This is a genomic window from Paenibacillus nitricinens, from assembly GCF_052056485.1.
Lineage (GTDB): Bacteria > Bacillota > Bacilli > Paenibacillales > Paenibacillaceae > Paenibacillus_AQ > Paenibacillus_AQ nitricinens.
In genome coordinates this window covers 3203174-3227139 of record NZ_CP183948.1, presented here as the reverse complement: position 1 = coordinate 3227139, position 23966 = coordinate 3203174, and the positions used below count along the sequence as shown (strand labels likewise).

General features: G+C 41.3%; 21 protein-coding genes. 3 read left to right on the top strand and 18 right to left on the bottom strand.

Features of this window, described 5'->3' with window-relative positions; genetic code table 11:
* Window positions 1-286: 286 nt before the first annotated feature.
* The 6 genes from ACN6KS_RS14395 to ACN6KS_RS14370 form a co-directional block, all read right to left on the bottom strand.
* Window positions 287-787: a DinB family protein gene (locus ACN6KS_RS14395; RefSeq protein ID WP_094868714.1), complete on the bottom strand. Its 501-nt coding sequence runs from the start codon at window positions 785-787 to the stop codon at window positions 287-289.
* Between the two features lie 51 nt (window positions 788-838).
* Entirely contained in the window at window positions 839-1594 is a 756-nt protein-coding gene (locus ACN6KS_RS14390; protein ID WP_440962288.1) for a creatininase family protein, read from the bottom strand.
* A 238-nt stretch (window positions 1595-1832) separates the two neighbouring features.
* The gene (locus tag ACN6KS_RS14385) at window positions 1833-2381 is read right to left on the bottom strand and encodes a CueP family metal-binding protein (protein WP_440962287.1); all 549 of its coding nucleotides are present in this window, start codon (window positions 2379-2381) and stop codon (window positions 1833-1835) included.
* A gap of 218 nt (window positions 2382-2599) precedes the next feature.
* Window positions 2600-3466: an SDR family oxidoreductase gene (locus ACN6KS_RS14380; protein ID WP_280786146.1), complete on the bottom strand. Its 867-nt coding sequence runs from the start codon at window positions 3464-3466 to the stop codon at window positions 2600-2602.
* A gap of 183 nt (window positions 3467-3649) precedes the next feature.
* Window positions 3650-5401 carry a sensor histidine kinase gene (locus ACN6KS_RS14375; RefSeq protein ID WP_440962286.1) on the bottom strand — a complete coding sequence of 584 codons (1752 nt, stop codon included), beginning with the start codon at window positions 5399-5401 and terminating at the stop codon, window positions 3650-3652.
* On the bottom strand, window positions 5398-6153 hold the full coding sequence (locus ACN6KS_RS14370) for a response regulator transcription factor (protein WP_094868709.1): 756 nt from the start codon (window positions 6151-6153) through the stop codon (window positions 5398-5400). Before ACN6KS_RS14370 ends, ACN6KS_RS14375 begins: the two co-directional genes overlap by 4 nt.
* 250 nt (window positions 6154-6403) lie before the next feature.
* Here ACN6KS_RS14370 and ACN6KS_RS14365 point away from each other — a divergent pair, with 250 nt between their 5' ends.
* Window positions 6404-7375, top strand: a complete 972-nt coding sequence (locus ACN6KS_RS14365) for a M23 family metallopeptidase (protein WP_440962285.1) — start codon at window positions 6404-6406, stop codon at window positions 7373-7375.
* Between the two features lie 171 nt (window positions 7376-7546).
* Here the strand turns inward: ACN6KS_RS14365 and ACN6KS_RS14360 are convergent, their stop codons facing one another.
* Window positions 7547-8335, bottom strand: coding sequence for a helix-turn-helix domain-containing protein (locus ACN6KS_RS14360; protein WP_440962284.1), 789 nt, complete (start codon window positions 8333-8335; stop codon window positions 7547-7549).
* Window positions 8336-8555: 220 nt separating this feature from the next.
* Here ACN6KS_RS14360 and ACN6KS_RS14355 point away from each other — a divergent pair, with 220 nt between their 5' ends.
* Entirely contained in the window at window positions 8556-9431 is an 876-nt protein-coding gene (locus ACN6KS_RS14355) for a deoxyribonuclease IV (protein ID WP_094868706.1), read from the top strand.
* 35 nt (window positions 9432-9466) lie between these two features.
* Here ACN6KS_RS14355 and ACN6KS_RS14350 read toward each other — a convergent pair whose 3' ends face one another.
* From ACN6KS_RS14350 to ACN6KS_RS14305, 10 genes are all read right to left on the bottom strand, one after another.
* Complete coding sequence (locus ACN6KS_RS14350; protein WP_094868705.1) at window positions 9467-9790, bottom strand: hypothetical protein; 324 nt, start codon at window positions 9788-9790, stop codon at window positions 9467-9469.
* A gap of 101 nt (window positions 9791-9891) precedes the next feature.
* Window positions 9892-11112, bottom strand: a complete 1221-nt coding sequence (locus tag ACN6KS_RS14345) for a GNAT family N-acetyltransferase (RefSeq protein WP_094868704.1) — start codon at window positions 11110-11112, stop codon at window positions 9892-9894.
* Between the two features lie 113 nt (window positions 11113-11225).
* Complete coding sequence (nhaC, locus tag ACN6KS_RS14340) at window positions 11226-12614, bottom strand: Na+/H+ antiporter NhaC (RefSeq protein WP_440962283.1); 1389 nt, start codon at window positions 12612-12614, stop codon at window positions 11226-11228.
* Window positions 12615-12864: 250 nt separating this feature from the next.
* Entirely contained in the window at window positions 12865-15381 is a 2517-nt protein-coding gene (locus tag ACN6KS_RS14335) for a hypothetical protein (protein ID WP_440962282.1), read from the bottom strand.
* Window positions 15382-15403: 22 nt separating this feature from the next.
* The gene (locus tag ACN6KS_RS14330) at window positions 15404-16753 is read right to left on the bottom strand and encodes an ABC transporter substrate-binding protein (protein ID WP_440962281.1); all 1350 of its coding nucleotides are present in this window, start codon (window positions 16751-16753) and stop codon (window positions 15404-15406) included.
* A gap of 38 nt (window positions 16754-16791) precedes the next feature.
* Window positions 16792-17952 carry an efflux RND transporter periplasmic adaptor subunit gene (locus tag ACN6KS_RS14325; protein WP_440962280.1) on the bottom strand — a complete coding sequence of 387 codons (1161 nt, stop codon included), beginning with the start codon at window positions 17950-17952 and terminating at the stop codon, window positions 16792-16794.
* Between the two features lie 20 nt (window positions 17953-17972).
* Window positions 17973-18806 carry a carbohydrate ABC transporter permease gene (locus ACN6KS_RS14320; protein ID WP_179281498.1) on the bottom strand — a complete coding sequence of 278 codons (834 nt, stop codon included), beginning with the start codon at window positions 18804-18806 and terminating at the stop codon, window positions 17973-17975.
* 58 nt (window positions 18807-18864) lie between these two features.
* Window positions 18865-19746, bottom strand: coding sequence for a carbohydrate ABC transporter permease (locus ACN6KS_RS14315; RefSeq protein WP_179281494.1), 882 nt, complete (start codon window positions 19744-19746; stop codon window positions 18865-18867).
* Window positions 19747-19900: 154 nt separating this feature from the next.
* The gene (locus ACN6KS_RS14310) at window positions 19901-21367 is read right to left on the bottom strand and encodes a DUF4179 domain-containing protein (protein WP_440962279.1); all 1467 of its coding nucleotides are present in this window, start codon (window positions 21365-21367) and stop codon (window positions 19901-19903) included.
* Window positions 21368-21387: 20 nt separating this feature from the next.
* Window positions 21388-21882, bottom strand: a complete 495-nt coding sequence (locus ACN6KS_RS14305; protein WP_440962401.1) for an RNA polymerase sigma factor — start codon at window positions 21880-21882, stop codon at window positions 21388-21390.
* Between the two features lie 184 nt (window positions 21883-22066).
* Here ACN6KS_RS14305 and ACN6KS_RS14300 point away from each other — a divergent pair, with 184 nt between their 5' ends.
* Window positions 22067-22822: a DeoR/GlpR family DNA-binding transcription regulator gene (locus tag ACN6KS_RS14300; RefSeq protein ID WP_094868697.1), complete on the top strand. Its 756-nt coding sequence runs from the start codon at window positions 22067-22069 to the stop codon at window positions 22820-22822.
* A 57-nt stretch (window positions 22823-22879) separates the two neighbouring features.
* Here the strand turns inward: ACN6KS_RS14300 and ACN6KS_RS14295 are convergent, their stop codons facing one another.
* Entirely contained in the window at window positions 22880-23953 is a 1074-nt protein-coding gene (locus tag ACN6KS_RS14295) for a Gfo/Idh/MocA family protein (RefSeq protein ID WP_440962278.1), read from the bottom strand.
* Window positions 23954-23966 lie beyond the last annotated feature (13 nt).

The window sequence follows — 23966 nt, the reverse complement described above, 5'->3', positions numbered from 1 at the left end:
GCCACAAGAAAGTTACTTTCTTGTGACTCAAATAAATACAGCAAATCTAGCCCCTAATGGAGTTAGATAAGGATATATTGTTCGAGTGAAAAGAAGTAGTAACTTTCTTGCATACAAAAAATAAAACAAACGAAATAAACCGTTTTTGTTGTTTTATTCATCATGTGTCGCAAGAATAATTACTACACTATACTTTTCAACTCCGATCATTAATTTGTATCCATGTTATCATGCCGATTTGTTTTTTTCAACTTTCCGATCCTTAACGCATTAAGAAATTCATTCGTTAGGCGTTCGCTAATTCATCTGCCGAGGGGCCGTAAAGGCCCGGAACTGGTATATTTAGAAGTCGGAAATATACCCCAAGCTGTGCCCGGTGGTGAATCATGTGATTCAATCCGATGGTACGAAGCGCGACTGCCCGTGTCTGACGGCGGATAACCGCTGTGCCATTACGCAGTGTCCACTCCTCACCAAGTGTCTCTACATTGCTATCAGCTATTAATTTTTCGATCTCGTGAGCTCTCATGTCGAACTCTTGCAGAACTGCGGCTGGGCTCTCCAGCGCTTCTCGACGATATGATACAGATGCTAAATCAAACTCCGAGTGAAGAAGAATGGCTGATTGCCAGTTTAGCAGATTGACGAGATGTGTGGATAGCCCACCGAGACTCATTGACTTTTCGTGTGGTTTCCATGTCATATGCTCCTGCGTCAGCTTCTCCAGCATACGACGCGTACCTGCTAACTCCTGCAAGACATCCCCAATAATCAGATCTTTATCCATTCCTCTATCTCCTCTCAAAAATGAAGTACCCACTAAGTTTATCATAGAGCATCACCCTTGAGTTTTTCGACGATACCCTTCTTCAAGGATTTCTCGTAAGCCTTGAGTTCTTTTTTGAATGAATGTATTCCAAAATACTTTACCTTTTTCAGCTAGTTCTTCGTTAGTATAATTTCCTTCTTCAAACTTTCCCCAACAACCATCCTGTGTTAACTTTTCCCATCCTAAATAATCTGCATACATCCGGTTTTCTGAAGGGATATCTGAGCCCATTGAATTGATCTTAACCAACTCAGGACAGAGCCACATAGCAGTACAAACGGATAATAATCCCCCATGCATCTCATTTAAATTTTCTAAGCCTGCCGCTTCAACGGCCTCATCCCATGCATTATGATTATTATGATTTGCGGTAATTAAAATAATCTGAGGGTACTTATAGTTGATTTGTTTAACAAATGCTCCCTCCCAATAGGATCCACCATGTCCTGTACATACCAAGAACTTTCTAAAGCCTTGTCTTATTAAATTACAAATAATTTCTTCTAACATGGTTGTTAAAATAATTGGACTTACTGTAACCGTTCCTTTGAAATTCGCATGTTCTTCAGAGGTATTGAACGGTAAAGTAGGTAACACGTAAGCATTTAATTCTCTCCCGTAAGCATCTGCATATAACTCTGCAATAAGCGTATCCAAATGCATAGGTAAACTGGGTCCAAATTGCTCCGTTGCCCCTACTGATAGAACAACTGTATCAATCCCACTATTAGATAATTCCAATGTTGTATTCTTAAAACTAAGCATAATAGCACTCCCTATAAAAGCTCGAATCTTGATATCCATCAGATTATACCATTTCCAAGACGTGGAAAATAACTATAAATAAACTATACCTGAAAACCTATATATTCTTGCAGAAGCATAAAAAAAACTCCCATAAATTGAACCTATTAGATCAAGGTTTCATGAAATGGAAGGATTATAAATGGCAGGCCTGATATGGAATTTTTAGAGAAAGTAGCGACTTCGCTGTCTCTGGTGCTTAGATACTCTCTACTAATTGCATGGTCGTTACACATGTATTATCACTCTTAAAAGTGGAAAGTGCGGCTTTCGCTTTTACACCATCCTGTTCAATCGTTACATTATATTTCTTATCGCGAGGTAACCAAAGATCAATGAAGCCGTTAGATTGAGACTGTATAGTTTGATCCACAATCACGTTGCCCTCAGTGTCCTCGACATATACATTAAACGCTTGTTCTGTTAATTCCCCTTGGCATCCGGTCAAGCTATGTGTTGCACACGGGTGTGTATTCTTAACATATGGTGCGATGGAAACAAAAAACTCATCTTTGGGCAAGTCATATTTGGTTGATTTATTGTTGCTGTCGGTCACAATGAGCTGCTCTGAAGTGATGGAAGCAGAGAGGTCTTTCATGCTGCTTGAGCTATATTGCTGCACCAATTGCTTAACGTTAGCTGTATCGGTTGCTGCAGGAGATTTATTATCGTTTCCCCCCATAAATAAAACTGCCCCTAAAACAACTACAACTGCTGCACCAGAAGCCATCCAGATTTTTGTTCTCATTAATATTCAACCCCTTCTCTTCGATTCAATCATTCTCATAACACCAATAGTTCACATATGTTTCCTATTATATCATTATTACATTAACATGAGATCTGACAGAAGCCACGTTATAATAGTGAATTTTCACGAAACCTTTATCATTGATATTAACGATGCACAAAAAAAGCCTCTTCTGGTTATTCACCAAGAAGAGGCCTTTAATCTTGATATATTATTTAAGCTTGCAGACTATTTACTAAATCACGAATGACATCCGCTAACGGAGTGACAGGACGACTCAATACTTTCTCCAGATCGTCACTTACAATATCCAGCCATCCTTCACGAATACCACGCTGAATCGCAACAACAATTGGCAGTGCAGCTTCTGGTACACCGACCTCAGCCATAATTTTCGCATAAGCTTCGTCATCAACTTGCATCACTTTGATTTCTTTACCGATTACGTCACCTATAATCTTTGTCAACTCATCTTGTGTTAAAGGCTTGCCAGACAATTCATAGACCGTATTCTCATGTCCTTCCCCTGTCAGAACATTTGCGGCAGCTTCTGCATAATCGCCTCGTGCAGCCCAGCCAACCTTACCACTCCCAGCAGAAGTTACCCATGGAGCACCTGCTACTGCACCTTGAATCGATCCAACCTCATTTTCCATATACCAGTTGTTACGAAGGAAACTGAAAGGAATTCCTGTAGCTCGAATGGTTTCTTCAGTTACACGATGTACTTCAGCAAGGAACAGCTCGCTCTTCTCTGCATCTCCTACGCTTGTGTAGGCAATAAACCCAACCCCGGCTTTAACAGCTGCATTAACAGCTGCTTTATGTTGGCGAATCCGAGTCTCGTTATCCCCATCTGCAGAAACTATTAACAATCGATCCACACCGGCAAATGCTGTAGCCAGCGTCTCCGGCTGATCAAAGTCACCATGACGGACTTCCACTCCACGCGTTTTAAGATCACTTGCTTTATCTGGATTCCGAACACTAACTACAAGATCTCCTGCGGGTACAGTTTTAAGTAGAGATTCTATTACTAAGGATCCGAATTGACCTGTTGCTCCTGTTATAGCTATTTTCATTTAAATTTCCTCCTCAAATATGAATGATATGATTCCTCTTAATAAACACTAACCTGTAACTATTGTAGTTACATTCTAAAAGGATGTCAACTCCTTTATATTCCTGAACTTATTTCAACCTAATAAATACAAATAACCCTCGCGGTTTCCGGTTGGAATACAGCGAGGGCTTGAATGGAGAGATCAGCTCCATATTAACTTAATAACCGTTCCTTTACCTACATGACTCTCTACAGCAATCTGACCACCCATGCATTCGATCAATCCTTTGGAGATTGCCATACCGAGTCCAGAGCCGTTGGAGGTAGATGCTGTATCCGTTCCTCGATAATATCGCTCAAATAGCCGAATCATTGTTTCTTCATCCATTCCATCGCCGTCGTCAGCAAATTGAATGATAAATCCGCTGTCCGTCTGATGATGAATAAGCGAGACGGTTAACTTCGTATCCGGCGGGTTATGGAGCAACGCATTCGCAGTTAAATTGTTGACAACTCTTTCCAGCCAAGGTGTGTACAATTGAGCTTTGACTTCGGTTTGTGCAGGCAGAAATACAATTCGCTGTTTCCCATAGGCAGGATTAGCAGCAGCTTGTTCTAGAGCTTGTTGCATCCAAGTATTCAATTCAACTCCCATGGTCTCCGGTGGTTTAATTCCTGTCTTTAAACGATAGGTCATCGCAAGATCACTGATCAACATGTCCATATGGGCAGATTTATCTAACATCGTTGTTGTAAACTTATGAACTTCCTCTTTCGACCAATCATATGACGGTTCGGCCAGTAAATGAGCATATCCTGTGATAGAGGATAATGGAGTTTTCAAATCATGGGTAACACCCGCGATCCATTCCTCTCGTAAGCTTTCCGTCTCCTCACGCAACACTTGATCTCTCTTCAAGGTTGTTGATAATTTCTCAATGGAATCCATCACATCAGCAAAAACACGATATCTTCGCCTCCATTTACCGATGGGTGTTCGACTGCGACGAAGGCCTTTACGATCCGTTGGTTCTGTATAAATGGCATTTCCAATGGAATCGAGCCATACGAGCATATGCAGCATTGGCGCACCAAAACGATGGGCTTGCCATAACGAGAGTAGTATAAACGCGATTAATAAAGCGATAAGCATAGCAACCGAGCCGATGATCACGACCTTAACCTCTTCTGGAACCCGCATTGTTTTTCCTGAATCTGCTCCCTTGATATTAGGTTCTCCGATGATCCAAGTACGACCTGACTCCTTATCAAAAGAAGATAGAACATGGTAGCCATATCGATCACTGTACATGGTTCTAAGCGCAAGCTCTTGAACGGAATACTTCGTGGGAATCATATTAGGTCTGTTATACGAAAGTAATTCCTTGCCTGATGAATCTATAAGCTGGACATAAGCTTGAGCAGATTTAATCTCTTTTTTTAGATCATCAGGAATTTCCGGCAACTCTTTCGCATCGACGGATGAATCTTCCTTTATTTTCTTTAATAAAGGATCTAATACATTAGGTGCGCCATATACCAGTGTGTACTGTTTACCATTCTTTTCTTGAATCCATAAAGCGAGCTGATAAGGAGATGGCTGAGCCCCCATCCAGTAAGAAACTATTTCACCAGGACCATATTGTGTAGGTACATCTTTGGGTGTATTATAGGCACTCTCAACCTGCCCATCTTCATTAAGACTTTGAAGCCAGCCTTTATTTTTCTTCACTTGCTCCAGTAAGCTTGGGGAAAATTGAATACCGTTCTCATCAATCTTAGAAGATTCAACCAATTGCTCTAGACCCACATTAGCAAAATCACGCGTCAGACTGATATCAAGAAACCGCAGCAAGATCCAAGTTAGCGTCACAGCAGATATAGCGAGAACCACCACGCCAGTAATTGCAAGCTGAAGTACAAATTTTAACGTTAGTCGGCGTTTGATATTCATGGCATAGACAACCCTTGGCGTTCCACTTTAACCAGCTTGTAGCCAAGGCCTCTAACATTAACGATAAATTTCGGGTCAGACGGGTCTGCTTCTATACGTTCTCTAATGCGGTGAATATGCACCATGACCGTGTTATCGTCACTTAACGCTTCTTCCCCCCAAACCCTTTCATATAATTCGCTTTTGCTGAAGATTTGATTGGGATGTTTACATAAGAACAAAAGCAGTTGAAATACAAGTGCCGGACAAGAGACCGACTCCCCCTCAACGAGTAGCTCTCCTGCTGTCTCATCGAGTTTAAACCTCCCATAATCGTAAACGGTCGCAGATTTATTGTGAACGGTCTCTGCTTTCTTTTCAGCACTGAAATGGGCGGGCGAGCTTAAATATCTCCGCAGTTGTGCTCTAATGCGAGCTACCACTTCAAGTGGATTAAAGGGTTTGGTGATATAATCATCGCCACCTATAGCAAATCCAGTCAGCTTATCAAAATCAGAGGTTCGAGCTGTAAGAAATAGGATGGGTGCGTCCGTCGTCTGCCGGATAAATGGACAGATTTCGATTCCGCTGCGTCCTGGCAACATCACATCCAATACAATCAAATCATATTTATGGGCTTCGCAGGCACTCAAAGCCTCTTCACCCGTCACCGCTGTATCAATATTCAGAAAACCTTCCTTGCGCAGCACTGTCTCCATAATCTCCAAAAGCGATTGCTCATCATCCACAAGTAAAATCGAAGCTTCATTCATTGTGTAATTCCCTTTCCAAATAACCGATGTTTTTATCATCATAGCATGATTTTTCTCGCGATCAATCGCACTTTCCTTAACGGAAGCTTAATTCGTGTTCGTAGATTTCCAAAAAAGTTAAGAACGAATTCATACAAAGTTTCAGAAGCGCTAAGACTGGGTTGCTACAATTTCACTATGGGAGGCGATAAACATAGATAAAAGCGCTAAGAAAATTACAAATAAACCTGGGGTGTCAGCAAAAACAATCATGGCGATAGGATCACTTACCTTACTATTAACAGCATGTGGAGGAGGAAAAGGGGATATTAATAATGCAAAAATGGAGCAAACATCCAGTTCAGCCGTAACATCAAACGAAACCGTATTCCTTCCAGATGATCTTCCTAAGTTACTGCTTAAAGGGAACTATAAAGAAATGTACGCTCAATTTAGCCAGTCTTTGAAAGATGAGGTAAGTGAAACGGAATTAGCTGAGACTGCTAAGGAATTTACTAAGGATATCCAGTCACTGAATCAAGCTTCTGACATGCAGCTTAATGGATTTGATCGTCGCACATGGGTGAGCGATGCAGGCAATAAGGGACTTATCGGAATGTTTGATCCGGATGGAACCATTTCATTAATCCAGATTCAAGAGCTTACATCCTCCCCTGAAACTGATACAAAGCTTAGTAAGCATGAATACGCATTGCCCTTCCAAGGTGACTGGTATGTATTTTGGGGTGGAGAGAATGTCCTCGTAAATTATCATTATGAAGTAGAGATCCAGCGTTACGCCTATGATTTCATCCAAGCCAAGGATCACTATTCTTATAAAGGGGACCCGCTGAAAAACAAAAGCTATTATGCCTTTGGAAAAAATATTGTTGCACCAGCGGATGGTACAGTTGTGTCGGTAGTGAATGATATTAAAGATAATGAACCCGTCGGTGTCATGAACCCTAATCAGGCAACCGGAAATAACGTGGTCATCGATCACGGTGGCGAATACAGCCATTTAGCCCATCTTAAGAAAGGATCGATTACAGTAAAGCCAGGCGATAAAGTCAAAAAAGGTGATGTCATTGGGCTAACAGGTAACTCAGGCAACACTAGTGAGCCCCATTTGCATTTTCAAATCTCTGACGGAGTGAATTTGTTCACCTCTCATTCTATCCCTGTTAGGTGGGAGAACGGATTGAAACCAATACAAGGTGAGACGATTGCCGCTACTGAATAGCGATTTTTCGTATAAGCCAATCGCTTCTGCGGCTTCTTGCACAGTTCTCATGCTTTCAGGCAGCTCAATAACTTAGTTAGCATAACCCAATTGAGACAACATTGCGGAGCCATTAAATTATAAAACCTCGTCAGCATTTTCCCTGACGAGGCATATTTTTCACCAAGCTTATTATTCGGCCAACTTCTTTTTGATTTTTCTCCAGAAGCCGTCATTTCTCTGATTAACATGTTTCTCATTATAGATCAGCAGACTATAAGAGGACCACAGTGTAGATGTTCGAATAATTACATATGCGCCCATAGCGATCAAAATGACGCAAATTGGATAATAAGGGACTAAAACGCCTTCAGAGATCCCCTTTTTCTCCAGCAAAAAGCCCATTCCGCCTACCGCTAACATACCAGCACCCACAATGCTCATAGTTACATACCTACTCTTTAATCTATTCAAACGTTCCGTCAATTGTTTCACATAACCTTGATCCAACATCAGCGTCTCTTTATCCAGCACATGGTACCTTTCGTCGTTCTTCAATATGGCGGACACAAGAATAACAATACCCCCTGCTGCCAACAAAATGATAATAAGAAAGGAATAAATGACGGGTTCCTTTCTAAGCATGAAATACGGCAAAAAAGCCATAATTAATAGGCACACGCCTGTCGCAATGCGATTGGATGACTTTTGCTGATGAATCAAATACCCTTCCGCCATCTCTTGACTGACATAATACCCACGCTCTTCAACACCGCCCTTCACCTCGCCCTCCTTTAGCAAATAATCGATGGACACATCGAATAAGTTACCAATCATAAGCAGCTTTTCGGTTTCAGGGAACCCTTGTCCGTTTTCCCACTTGCTGACTGCCTGTCTAGACGTGCACAGCTTTTCAGCCAGCATTTCCTGGGAATAACCTTTTTCTTTTCTAAGTTGCAACACTTTTTCGCTAAAAGACATTGGATTACTCTCCTTTGCTAAATATTACCTTTATTATAGAAAAACAATGGAGTAAAGGCTATATGATTGAGGTTGCGTTTGCGCCACTTGCAGTTGCAATTGCGTAATTAGCTACAATACATAACATTAGGGCATTTTACAAATGTTAATAGATATATAATGACATCAATTAATGACTAAAATCAATCTACTTCTCTAAAGAAAGGAAGGTTTAAATCTGATGTCTTTACTCCTTGGGTCACATGTATCCATGACTGGACCAAAGATGCTCCTTCGGGCTAGCGAAGAGGCATCATCTTATGGAGCGACCACCTTCCTGATATATACCGGAGCACCTCATAATACACGTCGCAAACCCATTGAAGCCTTGAATATTGAAGCTGGCCAAGCTCACATGTGCGCTAACGGCATTTCAAATATTGTGGTACATGCTCCGTTTATTGTGAACTTAGGGAATACGATATCGTCTCAGGTCTTCGAGCACAGTATAGAGTTTCTTCAATCCGAAATTATAAGAACGGAAGCTTTAGGCTCTACGCAAATTGTCCTACATCCCGGTTCCCATGTTGGTGCGGGTTCAGAGGCTGGAATCTCGCGGATCATAGAAGGCTTGAATGAAGTGTTAGCCGATAAACGAAATGTTCAGGTTTCATTAGAGACGATGGCGGGAAAAGGCAGCGAGTGCGGAGTTACTTTTGAGGAACTTGCAGCTATTATTGATGGAGTGACTCACAATGAGCGATTATCGATTTGTTTGGATACTTGCCATATCCACGACGCTGGTTATAATGTGAAGGAGGATTTTGATGGCATCTTAGATCAATTTGATCGCGTAATTGGAATAGAGCGCCTGAAGGTCATTCACGTAAATGATTCCAAGAATATTATGGGCTCGCGAAAAGACAGGCACGAAAATATTGGACACGGATATATTGGCCTTCGGGCATTACGATATGTAGTCCACCATCCTCAACTATCGACCATTCCCAAGCTTCTAGAGACCCCCTCCATCGGTGAAAAGAAGTATGTCAACGCACCCTATAAGCATGAAATCTCATTGTTAAGAGGGGAGACTGATGAGCCGATAAAAAAATAAAAACCGCATACAAAATGCAGTTTTTATATCCTTATTTATTCTTCTATAGAATTATTCACAACAGATGTGGTTTCGTTCGCTTGAACCTTTTTTAGAGAGTTTTTCTTAGCGGTTAACTCTTTTGAAAGATCAGATTGTGTACGGTTTAAGTTCTTTACCTCATCGTTCAACTTTTTGATTCGCGACATTTTACTGCTCAAATCCGTGTGAGACTTACTAAATTTCATATCCTGTTCTAATTGATTAATTTTGAATTTTGATTTTTCTTTTTTGTTCTGCGTGTTTTTGATCTTGCTTTCAAGCTCCGTAATTTCTTGCTGTAATTTAGTGATCATTGGTTTATTAAAATTAATTGCCATTCTTACACCTCATATCATATTGTGTTGCTGAGAGATTATTCTACTATAAAAAGAACAAAAAAGCACACTCCTTAGAGTATGCTTCAAAGGTTCGTGCCCTTTTAAAAATAATCAGAGAAATATGGATGCTCTGGTCTAATCAGTCCTTCAAGTAAATGGATCGTGACTTCATCCGTCTGAATACGGCCGATTCGAGCCAGGTAGGTTGGCCGCTTATAGCCCATTAACATGGTTGTTAAGGTAGGAATATCAAGCGTAAGCGAAGGATTTAACCCTCCTTCTTGCAGGCTCCCCTTCCCTTCTCTATCTACGGATAACGTAAATGTCCCTCGATTCCATTCAAGCATCGGATCACTCAGATTAAAAACAAGCTCACAGTCCTTATCCTGTCGTTTAAAAGGATACTGTTCAATAAATAAACGAACATCCACAATTCGCGCCATAAAATAGGGAGCAATCGTCTCCTTGATATCCCCATCATCTAATAGGAATGACAACGGTTCACCTTTATAAATATCCCCTTTAACCAGCTTAATCATCGAAAAATGCGCACTAATAAAATTCCACAAACCCGTTCGAGCCTCTTCAACAATGTATACCATCTCTTTGATATAAAATATTTCTTCGGCGACCCAATATAACAAGTACCCCATGGGTTCATCGTTGTTATTGTAATAAATACCAACCGTCATATCATCCAAATCCCACCGCAGATATTCTTCCCATGCTAGCTCATTACGAATCATCGCCCCATGATGCTGTACGGCAAACTGATCATAAATCACTTTGATGTCTGGATGCTCAATGGTTACGCGTTCCACATTTCCTGGGACGTTCCTCATTTTTGGCAACTGGGTATCCGGTACTTCAAATGAGATTTTATCGGTAATGATTTCCCAGCCTTTTCTTCTATAATAAGGGATTGAATACGGAAAAAGATAAGATATCGATTGTTTACGATCCCGCATTTTAGTTAAAGCATGAAGCATTAGCTTATTCATTAGACCCAAATTGGCATATTCGGGATAGGTTCCAACACCCGTTAGCCCACCCATCTCATAGATATGCCCAAAAATATTCACCTGAAATGGGTATACAGCTAACTGAGAAATGAGCTTGTCTCCATCAAACCAACCTACAACATCAGCATACTTAAGAACTGGCAACTTTGCCTGAGTGATTTCACGGTTCTCCCAGCCAAAGATTTGCAGATCGCGATTGGTCACCTGAAATACATAACGTAGTAGATTATTAAATTGCTCTGCGTGCTTGGTTTCGACATTGGCTAATCTGATTCGATCTTGTAACTTACTGCGACTCACTGTTATTACCTCCGATAAATAGTCCACTTTTTCAGCTTAGAACACTAGCTTGATCACATTGACTCAACGCATAGTATTCTTTATATACGTTGAATCAATGCATATGGTGTCCATTATCTTGAGATTTCTTTATCCACACCCAGTGAGTTCTTTTGCAGTTTAGGGATCAAAACATAAGCAAATGTGATGAATGGACTTAACCATAAGAAGGTTGCATAAGGTGCATATTCTATAACAGGTACACCCAGAGTCACTGCGAAGAAGGCGCCACTAACACCCCATGGAATCAATGGATTAACTAATGTTCCACAATCCTCTAGCGTCCGGGACAGTGTTCTCGCTGGAATGCCTCGGCGATTATATTCATCTTTGAACATTTGCCCCGGCAATAGGATCGAAAGATACTGTTCACCCGTCATGCCGTTTACCGCAATGGAGGATGCTCCGCTCATAAGAACAATGCTGCTTTTACGCTTAAGGGGTTGAATGAGTTTACGGAAAAAAGCCTCGATCACACCGCAATGCTGAATCAAACCACCTAAAGATAAGGCAATTAAGATTAAGGATACAGACCACATCATCGATTGCATCCCTCCGCGATTGACAATGGAAGCAACCATTTCATTCGCGATATTACTGTTATATCCGTTCTGCATCACACTAAACCAGACATCGATTTCTGTCTGCTGCTGAACGAAAGCCGTCACAAGAAGACCACTTATTATTCCGACAATTAACGTAGGCAGGATCGGCACCCGCTTGATCGAACAAGCAATGACAGCTATAGGAGATAGCAGCGTTAACCAATGAATATGGAAACCATCTTGTAAAGCAAGTTTAATGTCCGTAATCGAGGTTAAGTCGATTGAGTTGCCCTTTGGTGCGAACAAGAAAAAGATTGTAGTTATAACAAGCGCTGGTAACGTTGTGTAGACCATGTTACGAATATGTGTAAATAAAGGGATGCCGGCTACTGCGGGAGCAAAATTCGTGGTATCGGAAAGTGGCGACATTTTATCACCAAAACAAGCCCCACTGATAATCGCTCCAGCAGCCAAAGTTGGGGAAATCCCCGTAGTTACTGCAATACCCATTAAAGCAACACCGATCGTGCTTACTGTCGTAAATGAGCTTCCAGTGAACATCGAGACGATGATCGTGACATATAATGCGCTCACCGCAAAATAATTCGGATTAATATAATCCATACCATAATATAAAAGCGAAGGCACTGTCCCGCTCATCATCCATACCGCAATCAGAATTCCGATCAGCATGAGGATTAGAATTGGCATGATGGCCGTTTGTATCCCTTGAATAATGGCAGATTCGATCTTTTTCCAAGAGAACCCAAACATCCCTAATAAGACGGCCGTGCCTATTGTAGTTACGAGAAGCGGCAGATGCGGCTCCGCTTTCAATAGAAAGATGGATACAAATAGAAGTGCGAGAATAAAAATGATGATGATCATGCTTTTTGAGAAACTAAGCTGACGTTCCATGACAATAATGCTCCTTAACATTGTATTGGGATAATAATAATGATTAATCGCTTCCTCACTTTCAAGCTTTTTTGCTTTTTTGCTTTTTGGCATTGAAGCGCAGAGGTAATCTTAACGAAAAGAATGAGGACAGTCAATGTAAAGAACATACATTGAAGGAATTTCCATAAAAAGTTCATAAAAATATAAAAAAGTGCTGGCTATTATGCCAACACTTTTGACTTTTTTCTTAACCCAGCTTCCTACAATTTTAATTGCCTGAGCTACCATTACTATTAGAGTTTTTCGGTTCTGCTGAAATGTAAGTTAACGGATAGGACTGACCCCCTAGTAACATCCTATGACCCTGGAATTCATCATATAGATTGATACGAATGCTTCCTCCCCTTAATATTTTGTGGAAGTTACTATTAAATGAGGCTAAGTATGATTTATTCTTACCCATTGGCAAATCTGCCCCCAGTTCCAAAGTCTTTTCCATGGATTGTCCGTAAGGGTCAATGAGTTCTAAGACTAACTTATGTTCATAGTGACCTGCTTCAAAATCTTCTTTCTCGGATAAGCTATAGTTTACAACTACATCTAATGTGCCTTTCTCTTCAGTAATCGTCCCCGCTGCATTGGCAACCGATAAGTTGTAAGGGAATAGATCGACACTTGTTAGATTATTGTGTGGGATTACTGTATTAGGAGTAAGTGCTAATTTAACACTATTAATAAATCCAGTGGATGTCCCCCCTAAATCTGTAAGCTTGCCGTCAGCAATCCCTTCCCCAATATAAAGCATAAGATCGGATGTACTCACTCCTTGCGGAAGTTTACTCCAGATAGTAACCAAATTTTTACCATTTGGGCTTGTTGGAGTTATCGATTGGCTAACCACCGCCTTGAAAAATTGGTTATCAGGTGTCTTGTAATAAGCCACAAGCTGTGCCTGTTTCGACTGGCGCGGCTCTTCGTTAATCATTTCCAGTTCCGTATAGATCAAGTTAGAACTATTTTCATTATAAGTGGTTGTCCGGCGCTCGCTAACTTTTGCTTTTTTGCTTAACGAGTTCATTTGATGAGTTTCACCTACAGAAATTGTATGAATTACATTATTTAGCGAACTTGTATTCATAGAGAGAAACTTCGTAACTTCATCTCCTGAGGTGGCCTGCAGTACAATCTTTAGCTGATTGAAACTATAAGTATATGGAACTTTCGCTATCACATAGATCTCTGTTGCTTCATTAGGAGCAAGCGACGTTTGCGTATTTGTGGTCACGATCTGGGCTGAGCTGCTCTGATCACTCATTCCTGCTTTGACTATAGCTTTGAGAGAAGGTAACTGTACTGAGGTTAAGCCGGTGTTACGGATGCTTATATTAGTTACGATTTGATCCGTATCATCCCATGGTAACCGCTGATAGGAGACCAGCTTCACCATAAATTTTCCGTACCTGTTCTGGACCGTATACTCTTGACCCATCAGATTATTGTTCTCCAGAGAATAAGGGATGTTAAACTGCGCAGTTGGAAAAATAACCTTGTCATCAACAGAGGGCTCCGTCCATTGCAACTGCAGCTTACCTTGATTAAGTTCTAATGGCACGTCCGCATTAAGATTGATAATTTTCTCTTCAAGCGGTTTCAATGTTACATTTTCAAGTGCTTTTGAATCTACCGGAATACTAAATCCTTCAGCAGCTTTAACCGTAAGCTCGTATGCAGGTAGCGTGATAGCTTTATTTCCAAGATTCTTAAGACGGAACTCAAGATTCCATTTCGCGGAATCATTTTCCGAATATACAGAAGCACTCTTCAATTGCATTTCAACGGTGTTATTCTTAATAGAAATCTTCTTAACAGCATAATTAGCCACAGCCAAGTCAGAAGTTGTTACTGCAGGAAGCTTGAAAGATTTAACTGGAAGCATTATTTTCAAAGTTTCATCTTCTTGCGCGAATTGCAATATCATTTGTTCAGTCTTCATATAAGAAGGAACTTCCGTTAAATAGTAAACCGTCTTCTTCTCTTGAGACTGTACATTGAAACTGCCACTGACGTTCTCCAGCTTAAGATCGAACACCGAACCACCGGCCGATTTCAGGTATGCTTTATAAACGGTGTCGCTGAGCACTTTTTTACCCAAATTCGTAAAGCTAACGCCTACTCTCATATAGATTTTTCCATTCGTCTTAAGCCTTTGCAGACTTTCTGCTTTGATGGTTACTAGCAGATTATCCATAGTGATTTCCTTGCTCTGACCTTGAGGAACGACAGCTGAATAACTAGCTGGAATGGTAAATACACCTAGCTTTTTCTGATAATCCTGGCTACTGAAATCCCAAGTAAATAGGGTTACTTTAGTACCGTTTAATCGTGTGGACTTTCCAATATTCACGTAATACGTGACGATTTGGCTACTATTAGGAGGTATGATTTTTTTGGTGACCTCTCTCGTGATAGGTTTGCCTTGAATGACTGATCCACCATTTGTAGTAACCCTAGAGAAATAATCAACGTGAGCTACACTATTGCTGCTACCATTGCTATAACTAAGTGTATATATAAGTATATTACCGCTCGGTTGCTCTAAAATATCCATATCTATCAGCTTCACGTTGACATTACTTTTCAAAGCTATTGAACCAAGTTTGTCAAAAATGAATACCGCTGCGTCTGAAACTCCTGTCGATGCTGCGTATGTGCCGTTTGCAAGAGATTGGCTAAACATCATTGCACTGAGCAGAACTACAGCATATGACTTTAATCGTTTGTACATGAGTTCCCCCTCCCTTAAACCGTTACTCGTTCAAATACGTCGTCGCCCGGTTTTGAATCAGCTTGGCGACCTCATCGGCTGACTTCTGACCGCTGAAGAAGGCGGGCGATTCATCTCCGATCATTCGCACGACTTTTCCGTCAATCCGCGTGAAATACCCCGCAGACCGCATGAACTGTTCGTACTGGGCGAACTGCTCAGCGGAAACTTGCGGCTTTTTTCCGCTTGGAAGCTTATAGGTACCAGCGTTCACCTGCTTCTGAACGTCCCTCAGTTCGTTCTCGTTTACCGAGTCCAACATCGAGAATCCGTAATCTTCCCTTTCCTTCATCGATTGCACTTCCTCAGACAACAGGAATGAGATGAATTTCCAAGCCTCATCCTTCACCGGAGAATTGTCCCTAATCGCAAGCTGAACGCTTGGGGCGAGCCTCGTACCCACCGTTCCGGCTTGCGGCTTCCCGATCAGCTTCGGATTCGCGAAATAATAGTGAATTTCATCGATCAAATTGCCTGGTGAACTCAACACGGTAGAGTAAAACAACTGGCGGCCGACTTCGGCCGGCTCGGCGGTCGCGATGCCGTCGTCGTACATCTTCTTGACCTGCTGCATGGCAGCGACGAATTTTGGGGAGTCGAAGGAAGCTTTTTTCCCCGAGACGTCCACAAAATTGGCATAGCCGTCGACGACGATTTCCCACAGTATCAAATCCGGCGGTTCGTTAGCCAAAGCGTAGCGTCGGTCCATGCCGCTTTCGCTCTCTTTACACATCAAGCCCTTCGCGACCTCGGCGAATTCGGCCCACGTCCACCGGCTGTCGTCGATACTCTCGTCGGCCAGTAGATTTCCGTCGCCAATAAACCCTCTCATGAAGTACCCGAGCGGTATGGCGTATAAGTTACCGTCCGTCTTGAATACTTCGAGCTTCGCTTGCAGGTCGACACCACTCAGCGACGTGTCTTGTTTCAACAACTCGTTCATATTTGCGATAAGCTTTTTGCTTGCATATGATTCGAACGGCAGCTCTGCCACTTCGAGAATGTCCGCTCCCTTGCCCGATAACAGCTCCGTATTCGTCGTTTTCGTATACTTCTCGTAATCTCCGGGCTTCCAGTCTTCTTCCGCTTTTTTCACGGCTTGAATTTGCAGGTCGATGTCCGGGTACTTCTCTTCGAATCTTTTTTCCGCCGCTTCAAAGAAGGAACTCGACTCCCGTACCGAAAAATTCACGACGGTTTTTCCTTCTGCCGAGACGGGTTTTCCCTGATCGTTCGTCCCGGACTCGCTTCCCGAATTACTACAGGCGGCCGTCGCAAGCATAGCCATCCCCATCGCCAACATCCCCAGCTTGTTACTCTTCATTTTGATCATTTGATTTTTTCCTCCTATTTTCTCGTTGATATGATTTCTTATTGCAGTCGAACTCGGTTCCCGTCTTCAAGAGGTTCACTACTTTCCAGAATAATTGAATCCTCCACATAGAGGACATCTGATTGAATCATCGTTTCTTTTTCGTTCTTTTCACTGGAATGAATACGAACTTTCTTAGCGACAAAAACATTGCCTAATGCCCCCCGCTGCTCGTCAACTTTATAGACAAACAAACCTTCGCGATCCTCATGAATAGCTTCTTTGGATAGGAGTAATCCCTCTTGGAGTGATCGTTTCTCGAATTTGACCCGAGCCTGTTCACCCCCTTTAAGTTCTAGATCAACGACTTTGATTCTCAAAGCCTTTTGAGGAATGGTTTGTGTCTTCCCCGAATCATTACTAGAAGAGCTATCAATACGTGACTCTGAATTCACAATTTCTTCGATGGAGCCACTTATGGTCTGGGCTTCTTGTCCATGGCTCATATCGACATCGACCTCTACCTTTTCTCCAGTAGAAATCCCTAAACTAGATAAATGTGCAGAATCCATAATAATATCCAATCTGTAACCCTGACTGCTGTTCGATACAATAACTTCCGGTTCTCCCAATGAAGTTAATCCTTCAACGGCATTCAGTTTTGAAATTAATCCATCAAACGGAGAAAATAGTTGTTTTTCGCTTGTTAGACGATTTTTTAATCCGCTAATCTTATTTTCCTGGGCTAAGATATCTAACTTACCTTTTTCGATATCACGTCTTGCATTTCGAATTTTGAATTCATCCTCTTCCAGCGCGGACTGGATGTACTGGTCTTGTCTATTCTGTTGATCAATTTTCAGCTTTTCCAAATTAGTTATTTCATCTTTCAATTCTTGCTCAGCCGTTTTGCTCTCATAGATAATAAGCTTTTGTCCCTTTTCTACACGCTGACCTTCTTTCACAAGAATTTGTTGCACCTTCAGTCCGGTTGTATTCGAAAGCTTAGCTTCAGCGAGTGGATGCAATATCCCACTAGCTTCAATCGTAAGTAACAGATTACCCTTTGTTGGTTTTTCAGTTCTTACTTTCGGCAACGTCAAAGACTGTATAGTGTTACTGAATACTGTGAAAAACAATAACAATCCCATAAAAACCATGAAGACGACTTGAATATTTCGTTTACGTCTACGATCAGTCGGCTCTATACCTAACTCCATATCCCGTCATTCTCCTCCAATCAACCTTTGATACCAGACAATTGAATGCCTTCAATAAAATACGATTCCGCATATAAAAATAGCATCACCATTGGAGCCATGTATAGTATGGATGCAGCAAAAGCAATGCCCCGCTCTTCTTCATTGATCCTCGATAAAAACACTGACAAGGGCTGCTTAAACGGATCTTCTAGAAAGATTAGCGGCTGCTCCACCATATTCCAATAATCAACGAACAATAATATAACGAGTGCTGCCAGACCTGGCTTAATCATCGGAATAATAATCTTGTAAAAAATCAAAAAATGTCCTGCACCATCCATTTTGCTCGCTTCGATATACGCGTAAGGTATATCCAGCATGAATTGTCTGAGCATAAAAACACCAAACGCTGCGAAAATTCCTGGTAATATAATCGCATATGAACTATCTAATATGCCTAGCTTATCCGCCATAATATAGTTCGGTACCAGCGTCACTTGGAAAGGCATAAGCATCGTTAGGACATAGATAAGAAACAAAGGATCTCGCCCCCGGAATTTCAGCTTAGAGAAAGCATAGGCAGCGAGTGCTGCTACCAATGTTTGTCCTGCAATGATGGGTACAACCAAGAATACTGAGTTCCAGAACATCGTCAGATATTTAGGGTTGTCTAGGAAAACCTTAGCATACTGCTCCAAGGACACTTGATCCGGCAGTAATTTTAAATTCACAAAGATAGCTTCTCTCCCTTCAATTACTTCGTTCATCTGCCCGATAGATCCATAATTGATCTCAATTTCTTTCTCTGTCATAAGCGAATTTGTGAATGTGATCACAATCGGGAATAATAATATGATAGCAATAACAGCCATGACGAGTGTTAATGCCCCTTTTCGTAACACTTTGACAACTGGCACAACCTTTTCACCCCTATTCCATGAATTGTCGATGCCTCCGCTCAATTGCAAACAATCCCAACACGATCAATAAAATACAACCAAACATTAAGGTCGCCGCGGCAGTCAGCTTCTGTACATCGAGTGTCATGAACATATTGTTCATATAATGCTGCAGTATGTAAATGCTGTCATGCGGATAATCACCTGCGATCAAATACGTTTCACGAAACACTTTAAATGAATTAATGATCGACATGATGACCACAAAAAACATCGAAGAGGTTAGATAGACCAGTGTAATACTGCGAAACTGGCGTAAGGGTCCAGCACCTTCAATTTGAGCCGTTTCATAATAATCCTTAGGAATTTGCTGCAATCCCGCTAAGAATAGAATCACGTTATAGCCTATGTTCTTCCATAAATAAACAACAATGATTACATTTCTAGCTGCATCCGTCTTCATCCAATCCACACGTTCGATACCGAAGTTGTTCAGCCAGGCGTTAAGCGAGCCATTCCAATCGAAAAGTATCTGCCAGATCAGAATGATAGAGACGACAGGTACGACAAGCGGCAACACATAGCCAGTCCTAAGCCAATTCCGAAAATATGTATTTTTATTCAATAACATCGCTAATCCTAACGAGAGTACAAGAATTAGCGGAACACTTATCGCGCTAAAATAAAATGTATTGGACGCTGCTTTACGGAAGGAATCGCTCTTTAATAACTCTCGGTAATTATCAAACCCTACAAAATGGCCCTCTATCGTGCTGTCCATAAAAGAATAGAATACGCCCATTACAAACGGTATAAGGTAAAACATCGCAAATCCGATACCGCTTGGTGCAAGGAACATCATTGCCGCTGAGATATCCTTACGGAGCCATTTCTTTATACTTGGGTTTATCATCCTTTCAGTAACCTCCTTCATGCACTTAGAATAAGAAAAACTTCTTAAAAACAAGTACGGTATATATTAAGTATTTCTTAAATTTCAAAGTGTGAAGTCTCTGCGATCACAAAAAAACCGTTGATAGATTTATCAACGGATGATTCATTGCTTCCTAATTCTTCGAGTATAACTCCACAGCCTGCGTATCCTTAATTGGATTTGAATATTTCTCTAACGTTATCGTTAATGGCTGAGGATAGTTCTTCGCTTCCGCGCCAAAATTATATCCAAACTCGTTCACGGCTGACCCATCCTTAGAAGTCGTATAGCTGCTGAAGCTGTTTGTGGAAGGTTCTCTATGATGTACCTTCCCTTTTGCGTCAGTAAAAGTCTCAGCAAGTCTAGTAGAGCGTTCTAAATATTGAGCATTCTCAATATTACGTCTTAGGAGGATTTCTCCTTCCTCTACGTTATTCTCTGGAGTTGGCGTGACTAACTCAAGTCCAGTTCCGGGCGCTTGAATAAGCTGATACTTGTTAAGATCCACGACAATTTTCATCTGGTCCTTTTCGACTGCCGAAATCCCAAAAGTCTTCAACGACACTGAATCTGGCTGACTATCCTTACTATGTTTGAACACTAACGTGAACTTGGAGTTGTCCGAATAGATTTCGGAATTGTCAGCGTTGATGGTATCCGGGTAATACAACTTATCAGTGATGTCCCCTTTTTTACTAATCAGCACAGGATTAATCAATTGGAAAATCTGTTTATCATTATTCTGATCATACTCCAGATCTACATAGGTGCTTAGCGGAGTATACTGAACTCCAGTGACTTTAATCTTTTGTCCATCCACGGTCAGCGTTCCTTCTGTATTCAGAATCCGTTCTTGTGCTTTGAGCATGTCAGGATCAAGCTCGAAAGCAACATCAAGGCTAGTCCGATACTTATTACTACTGGATAGGAGTGCCTTATCTGAAGTTTCGGTAAGAATTATATTATAGTTTACTTTCTTTGGATATTTAATTGCTGGTGAAAGATTAGTGGAGTATATAAAATCCATAGACTGTCCAGGTTGAATTCGGCTTTCACTAGCGAGCATACTTAATGATGCACCTTTGTGAAGTGACGACTCCTTTATCCCTTCAAATTGAAGTCCAAAATCAGCGTGTATAACTACTTCGTCTGTATTGTTCTGAACACTGTATAGGACATACACCTTCCGTCCATCGGTAACGGCACCTGTCACATCTATTCGGTATCCCTTGTTTACCGCACTCTGACCTACAGGCATCACGAGATTCTGTTCAAGAGCACTGGCAAGTGCAGAATCTAATCTGGAGAATGTGCGATAAGCTTTGAAATCATTCGTAAGCTTAGTGCTAGCCGATTGTACTGAAGGTTGCAGCATTACCTTATCCGGTAATCGGATTGTTGAATATGTAAATAGAAATGCAACTGCTGCAGCTGCAATCACGCCCATTCCTGTAGTATAGATCCGTCGCTTTTCTCGTTTTTTCCCCTCCGTAATTCCCTTTCTCATAGCGTTGTAGATTTTCATCTCCTGCATCGTTTCGACATTCTGTTGTACTTCATCAATGTTCTTACGAAGCATCCATTCTTCTTTTTCTGTCATTCCGTTCACCTCCAATATTACTATAGATAGCTCCGAAGCTGTTTGAGTCCCTCTCGCAGCCAAGTCTTAATGGTACCTTCTGGTCGTTTTAGCACTTTGGCAATTTCGATAGTGGTCATGTCATGATAATATTTAAGCGTTACGACATGCCGATACTTAGGCTTTATCCGATTCATCGCACGCTCTAGATCAATTCGATCATTACTTTTCATTTCCCGAGCCGCTTTCTCAATGATCTTTTCCGTAGGCACCACACGTTTTTTACGCCGAAGCTCATCCATACAGCAATTGATCGTTATTCGAATAAGCCAAGGTTTGAAGGACTGCTCATCCTTTAATTTTTTGCGTTTCATCCATGCTCTGCATGACGCTTCTTGGATCACTTCCAGCGTATCAGCCTCTGTTCGCAGATAACTATAGGCTATGGCATACATTTTTCGATGCTCCACATATAAACGACTAAAAAAAGCCTCTTCATCCATTTGCGCAAAATCTACCATTCTGATCTCATCCATTGTGTTTTCCACCTTCCACCACCCCCTCTGTCTTTATTCAGGAAGGAACATCCCCCTCATATCATATAAGTAAGACGGAGTTGACCGTAAAAACGATTGATTTTTTTCAAATTTATTTGTTATGTTGTAAAATAGTAACGTTATGTATATCCTTGAAAGCATTTTTGTGAAAGAAGGTGAATCGGTGCTTAAAGCTGACAGACAGGCATACATCCTGAAAAAAGTAGAGACGGAAGGCCGCGTTGTTGTCCAAGAATTAACACAAGAATTAAATGTAACCGAAGATACCATTCGAAAAGACTTACAAAGCCTGTCGAAGATGGGACTTCTCAAGCGAATTCATGGGGGAGCCCATAGCCTTATCAGCGACATGAAGGATTTCAATTCACGTGTAGAATTAAATAGCCAGACCAAAACGGAGTTAGCGAAACGAGCTTGCACTCTTATTGAGAATTCTAAGGTTATCTTTATTGATGGCGGATCTACGAATCTAAAAGTAGCTGAGAACATCCCAGAGTTTTTTGATGGAAGAATTATTACCAATTCCCCTTCGATTGCGTTATCGTTGTGCCGGTTGTCAAAAGCAAGTGTAACCTTGTTAGGTGGCGATCTTGATAAAAAGAACCAAGTTTTATTCGGAGCCTCAACACTTAGAGCGATTCAGCAAATTCATTTGGATTTAACCATCCTTGGCGTATCCACGCTGGATTCCAAAGTGGGCATAACCGTTCCCTCTTATGAAGAATCCATTATTAAGAATCAACTTTTTGAACAGTCCTCTATGGTTATCGCTATAGCTACGAAAGAGAAGCTGGAGAAAATATCAACTTTTTTTGTAGCCAATGTATCCTCATTAGACTATTTAATCACTGAAAATACAGTAGATCATAAGATTATTGATACCTATCAAAGACTTGGCGTTAACGTGGTTACAGTATAGACTATTCCTAATAATGCACAAAAAAAGATGAACACCATTGAAGATTGTGCTCATCTTTTACAAATAACCAGAAACGTCACTCAGGTAAATTGTATTACCAGTCTTAACCGATTCTTCAACCGCCAGCATCGCTCGCAGGGTAGCCAACCCATCCTCAATCGTCGCCCCTACACCGGGCTTATGATGCAAAACAGAATCTGCGAAACCTTCAATCTGTAATCTATAAAAATGACCATCTGCTCCGAGCAGTCTGTGATAGCTGTTATCACTAGCTTTAAAAATTTCTACATCACTTGATTTTAGAGTCCAAGGATTATAAGTCTTGCCCATTACAGATCCAAACTCCCCATAAATTTGAAATCCTTCATGCCAATCCATTCGAACCGCAATGGTCAAATCCAATTGGGCTACAAAGCCACTTTCGAACTCCGCCGTAATAAACCAGCAATAAGCACCGAACTTTTGTGTATTCCACGCCTTAACACTTACAATATTCCCACCTAGATATCTTGCGGTATCAAACAAATGGCTTCCATGACCTAACATATAATAACGTTCCTTATTCGCTTTTGGATCTCCAGCCGGTCTCTTCATTTTGTTACCGGAGATGATTACTGGCTGAACATTCTCGGTGACCGTATATCGATAGGTGGAATCACAATACCAAGCTTTTAGGCCAATAATCTCACCCATTTCATGATCAACAAATTCTTTTGCAGCCACTATACCAGGGTCAAATCTCTTCATATTTCCCACTTGCACTCTGAGATCCGTACGATCCACAAGTTCTTTTAATTCCTCCGCTTCTTCGATCGATACACCCAATGGCTTTTCTACCAAGACATGTTTCCCTGCTCGCACGGCTTGTTTTGCAGCCTCCACATGAAATTGATCCGCTATTCCGATAACTACAGCATCAACGTTAGGGTCTGCCAGCATTTGATCATAGTCCGTATAAACCTTATCCGGTTCATAGATAGCATTCATTCTTTGGAGTAAATATTCGTCCACATCACAGATCGCATATAGATTAGCATTCCGTGATCTTTTAATGGAATCAAAATGAGCCGCCTGAGAAATCTGACCACAGCCTAGCACCCCAATATTCAACAATTTCGTTTCCTTATTCATATATTTAGTCCCC

Coding starts and splice junctions, on each gene's coding strand:
- ACN6KS_RS14395 (WP_094868714.1), bottom strand. CDS start 787: ATGGATAAAGATCTGATTATTGGGGATGTCTTGCAGGAGTTAGCAGGT.
- ACN6KS_RS14390 (WP_440962288.1), bottom strand. CDS start 1,594: ATGCTTAGTTTTAAGAATACAACATTGGAATTATCTAATAGTGGGATT.
- ACN6KS_RS14385 (WP_440962287.1), bottom strand. CDS start 2,381: ATGAGAACAAAAATCTGGATGGCTTCTGGTGCAGCAGTTGTAGTTGTT.
- ACN6KS_RS14380 (WP_280786146.1), bottom strand. CDS start 3,466: ATGAAAATAGCTATAACAGGAGCAACAGGTCAATTCGGATCCTTAGTA.
- ACN6KS_RS14375 (WP_440962286.1), bottom strand. CDS start 5,401: ATGAATATCAAACGCCGACTAACGTTAAAATTTGTACTTCAGCTTGCA.
- ACN6KS_RS14370 (WP_094868709.1), bottom strand. CDS start 6,153: ATGAATGAAGCTTCGATTTTACTTGTGGATGATGAGCAATCGCTTTTG.
- ACN6KS_RS14365 (WP_440962285.1), top strand. CDS start 6,404: ATGGCGATAGGATCACTTACCTTACTATTAACAGCATGTGGAGGAGGA.
- ACN6KS_RS14360 (WP_440962284.1), bottom strand. CDS start 8,335: ATGTCTTTTAGCGAAAAAGTGTTGCAACTTAGAAAAGAAAAAGGTTAT.
- ACN6KS_RS14355 (WP_094868706.1), top strand. CDS start 8,556: ATGTCTTTACTCCTTGGGTCACATGTATCCATGACTGGACCAAAGATG.
- ACN6KS_RS14350 (WP_094868705.1), bottom strand. CDS start 9,790: ATGGCAATTAATTTTAATAAACCAATGATCACTAAATTACAGCAAGAA.
- nhaC (WP_440962283.1), bottom strand. CDS start 12,614: ATGGAACGTCAGCTTAGTTTCTCAAAAAGCATGATCATCATCATTTTT.
- ACN6KS_RS14335 (WP_440962282.1), bottom strand. CDS start 15,381: ATGTACAAACGATTAAAGTCATATGCTGTAGTTCTGCTCAGTGCAATG.
- ACN6KS_RS14330 (WP_440962281.1), bottom strand. CDS start 16,753: ATGATCAAAATGAAGAGTAACAAGCTGGGGATGTTGGCGATGGGGATG.
- ACN6KS_RS14325 (WP_440962280.1), bottom strand. CDS start 17,952: ATGGAGTTAGGTATAGAGCCGACTGATCGTAGACGTAAACGAAATATT.
- ACN6KS_RS14320 (WP_179281498.1), bottom strand. CDS start 18,806: ATGGCTGTTATTGCTATCATATTATTATTCCCGATTGTGATCACATTC.
- ACN6KS_RS14315 (WP_179281494.1), bottom strand. CDS start 19,746: ATGATAAACCCAAGTATAAAGAAATGGCTCCGTAAGGATATCTCAGCG.
- ACN6KS_RS14310 (WP_440962279.1), bottom strand. CDS start 21,367: ATGACAGAAAAAGAAGAATGGATGCTTCGTAAGAACATTGATGAAGTA.
- ACN6KS_RS14305 (WP_440962401.1), bottom strand. CDS start 21,882: ATGGATGAGATCAGAATGGTAGATTTTGCGCAAATGGATGAAGAGGCT.
- ACN6KS_RS14295 (WP_440962278.1), bottom strand. CDS start 23,953: ATGAATAAGGAAACGAAATTGTTGAATATTGGGGTGCTAGGCTGTGGT.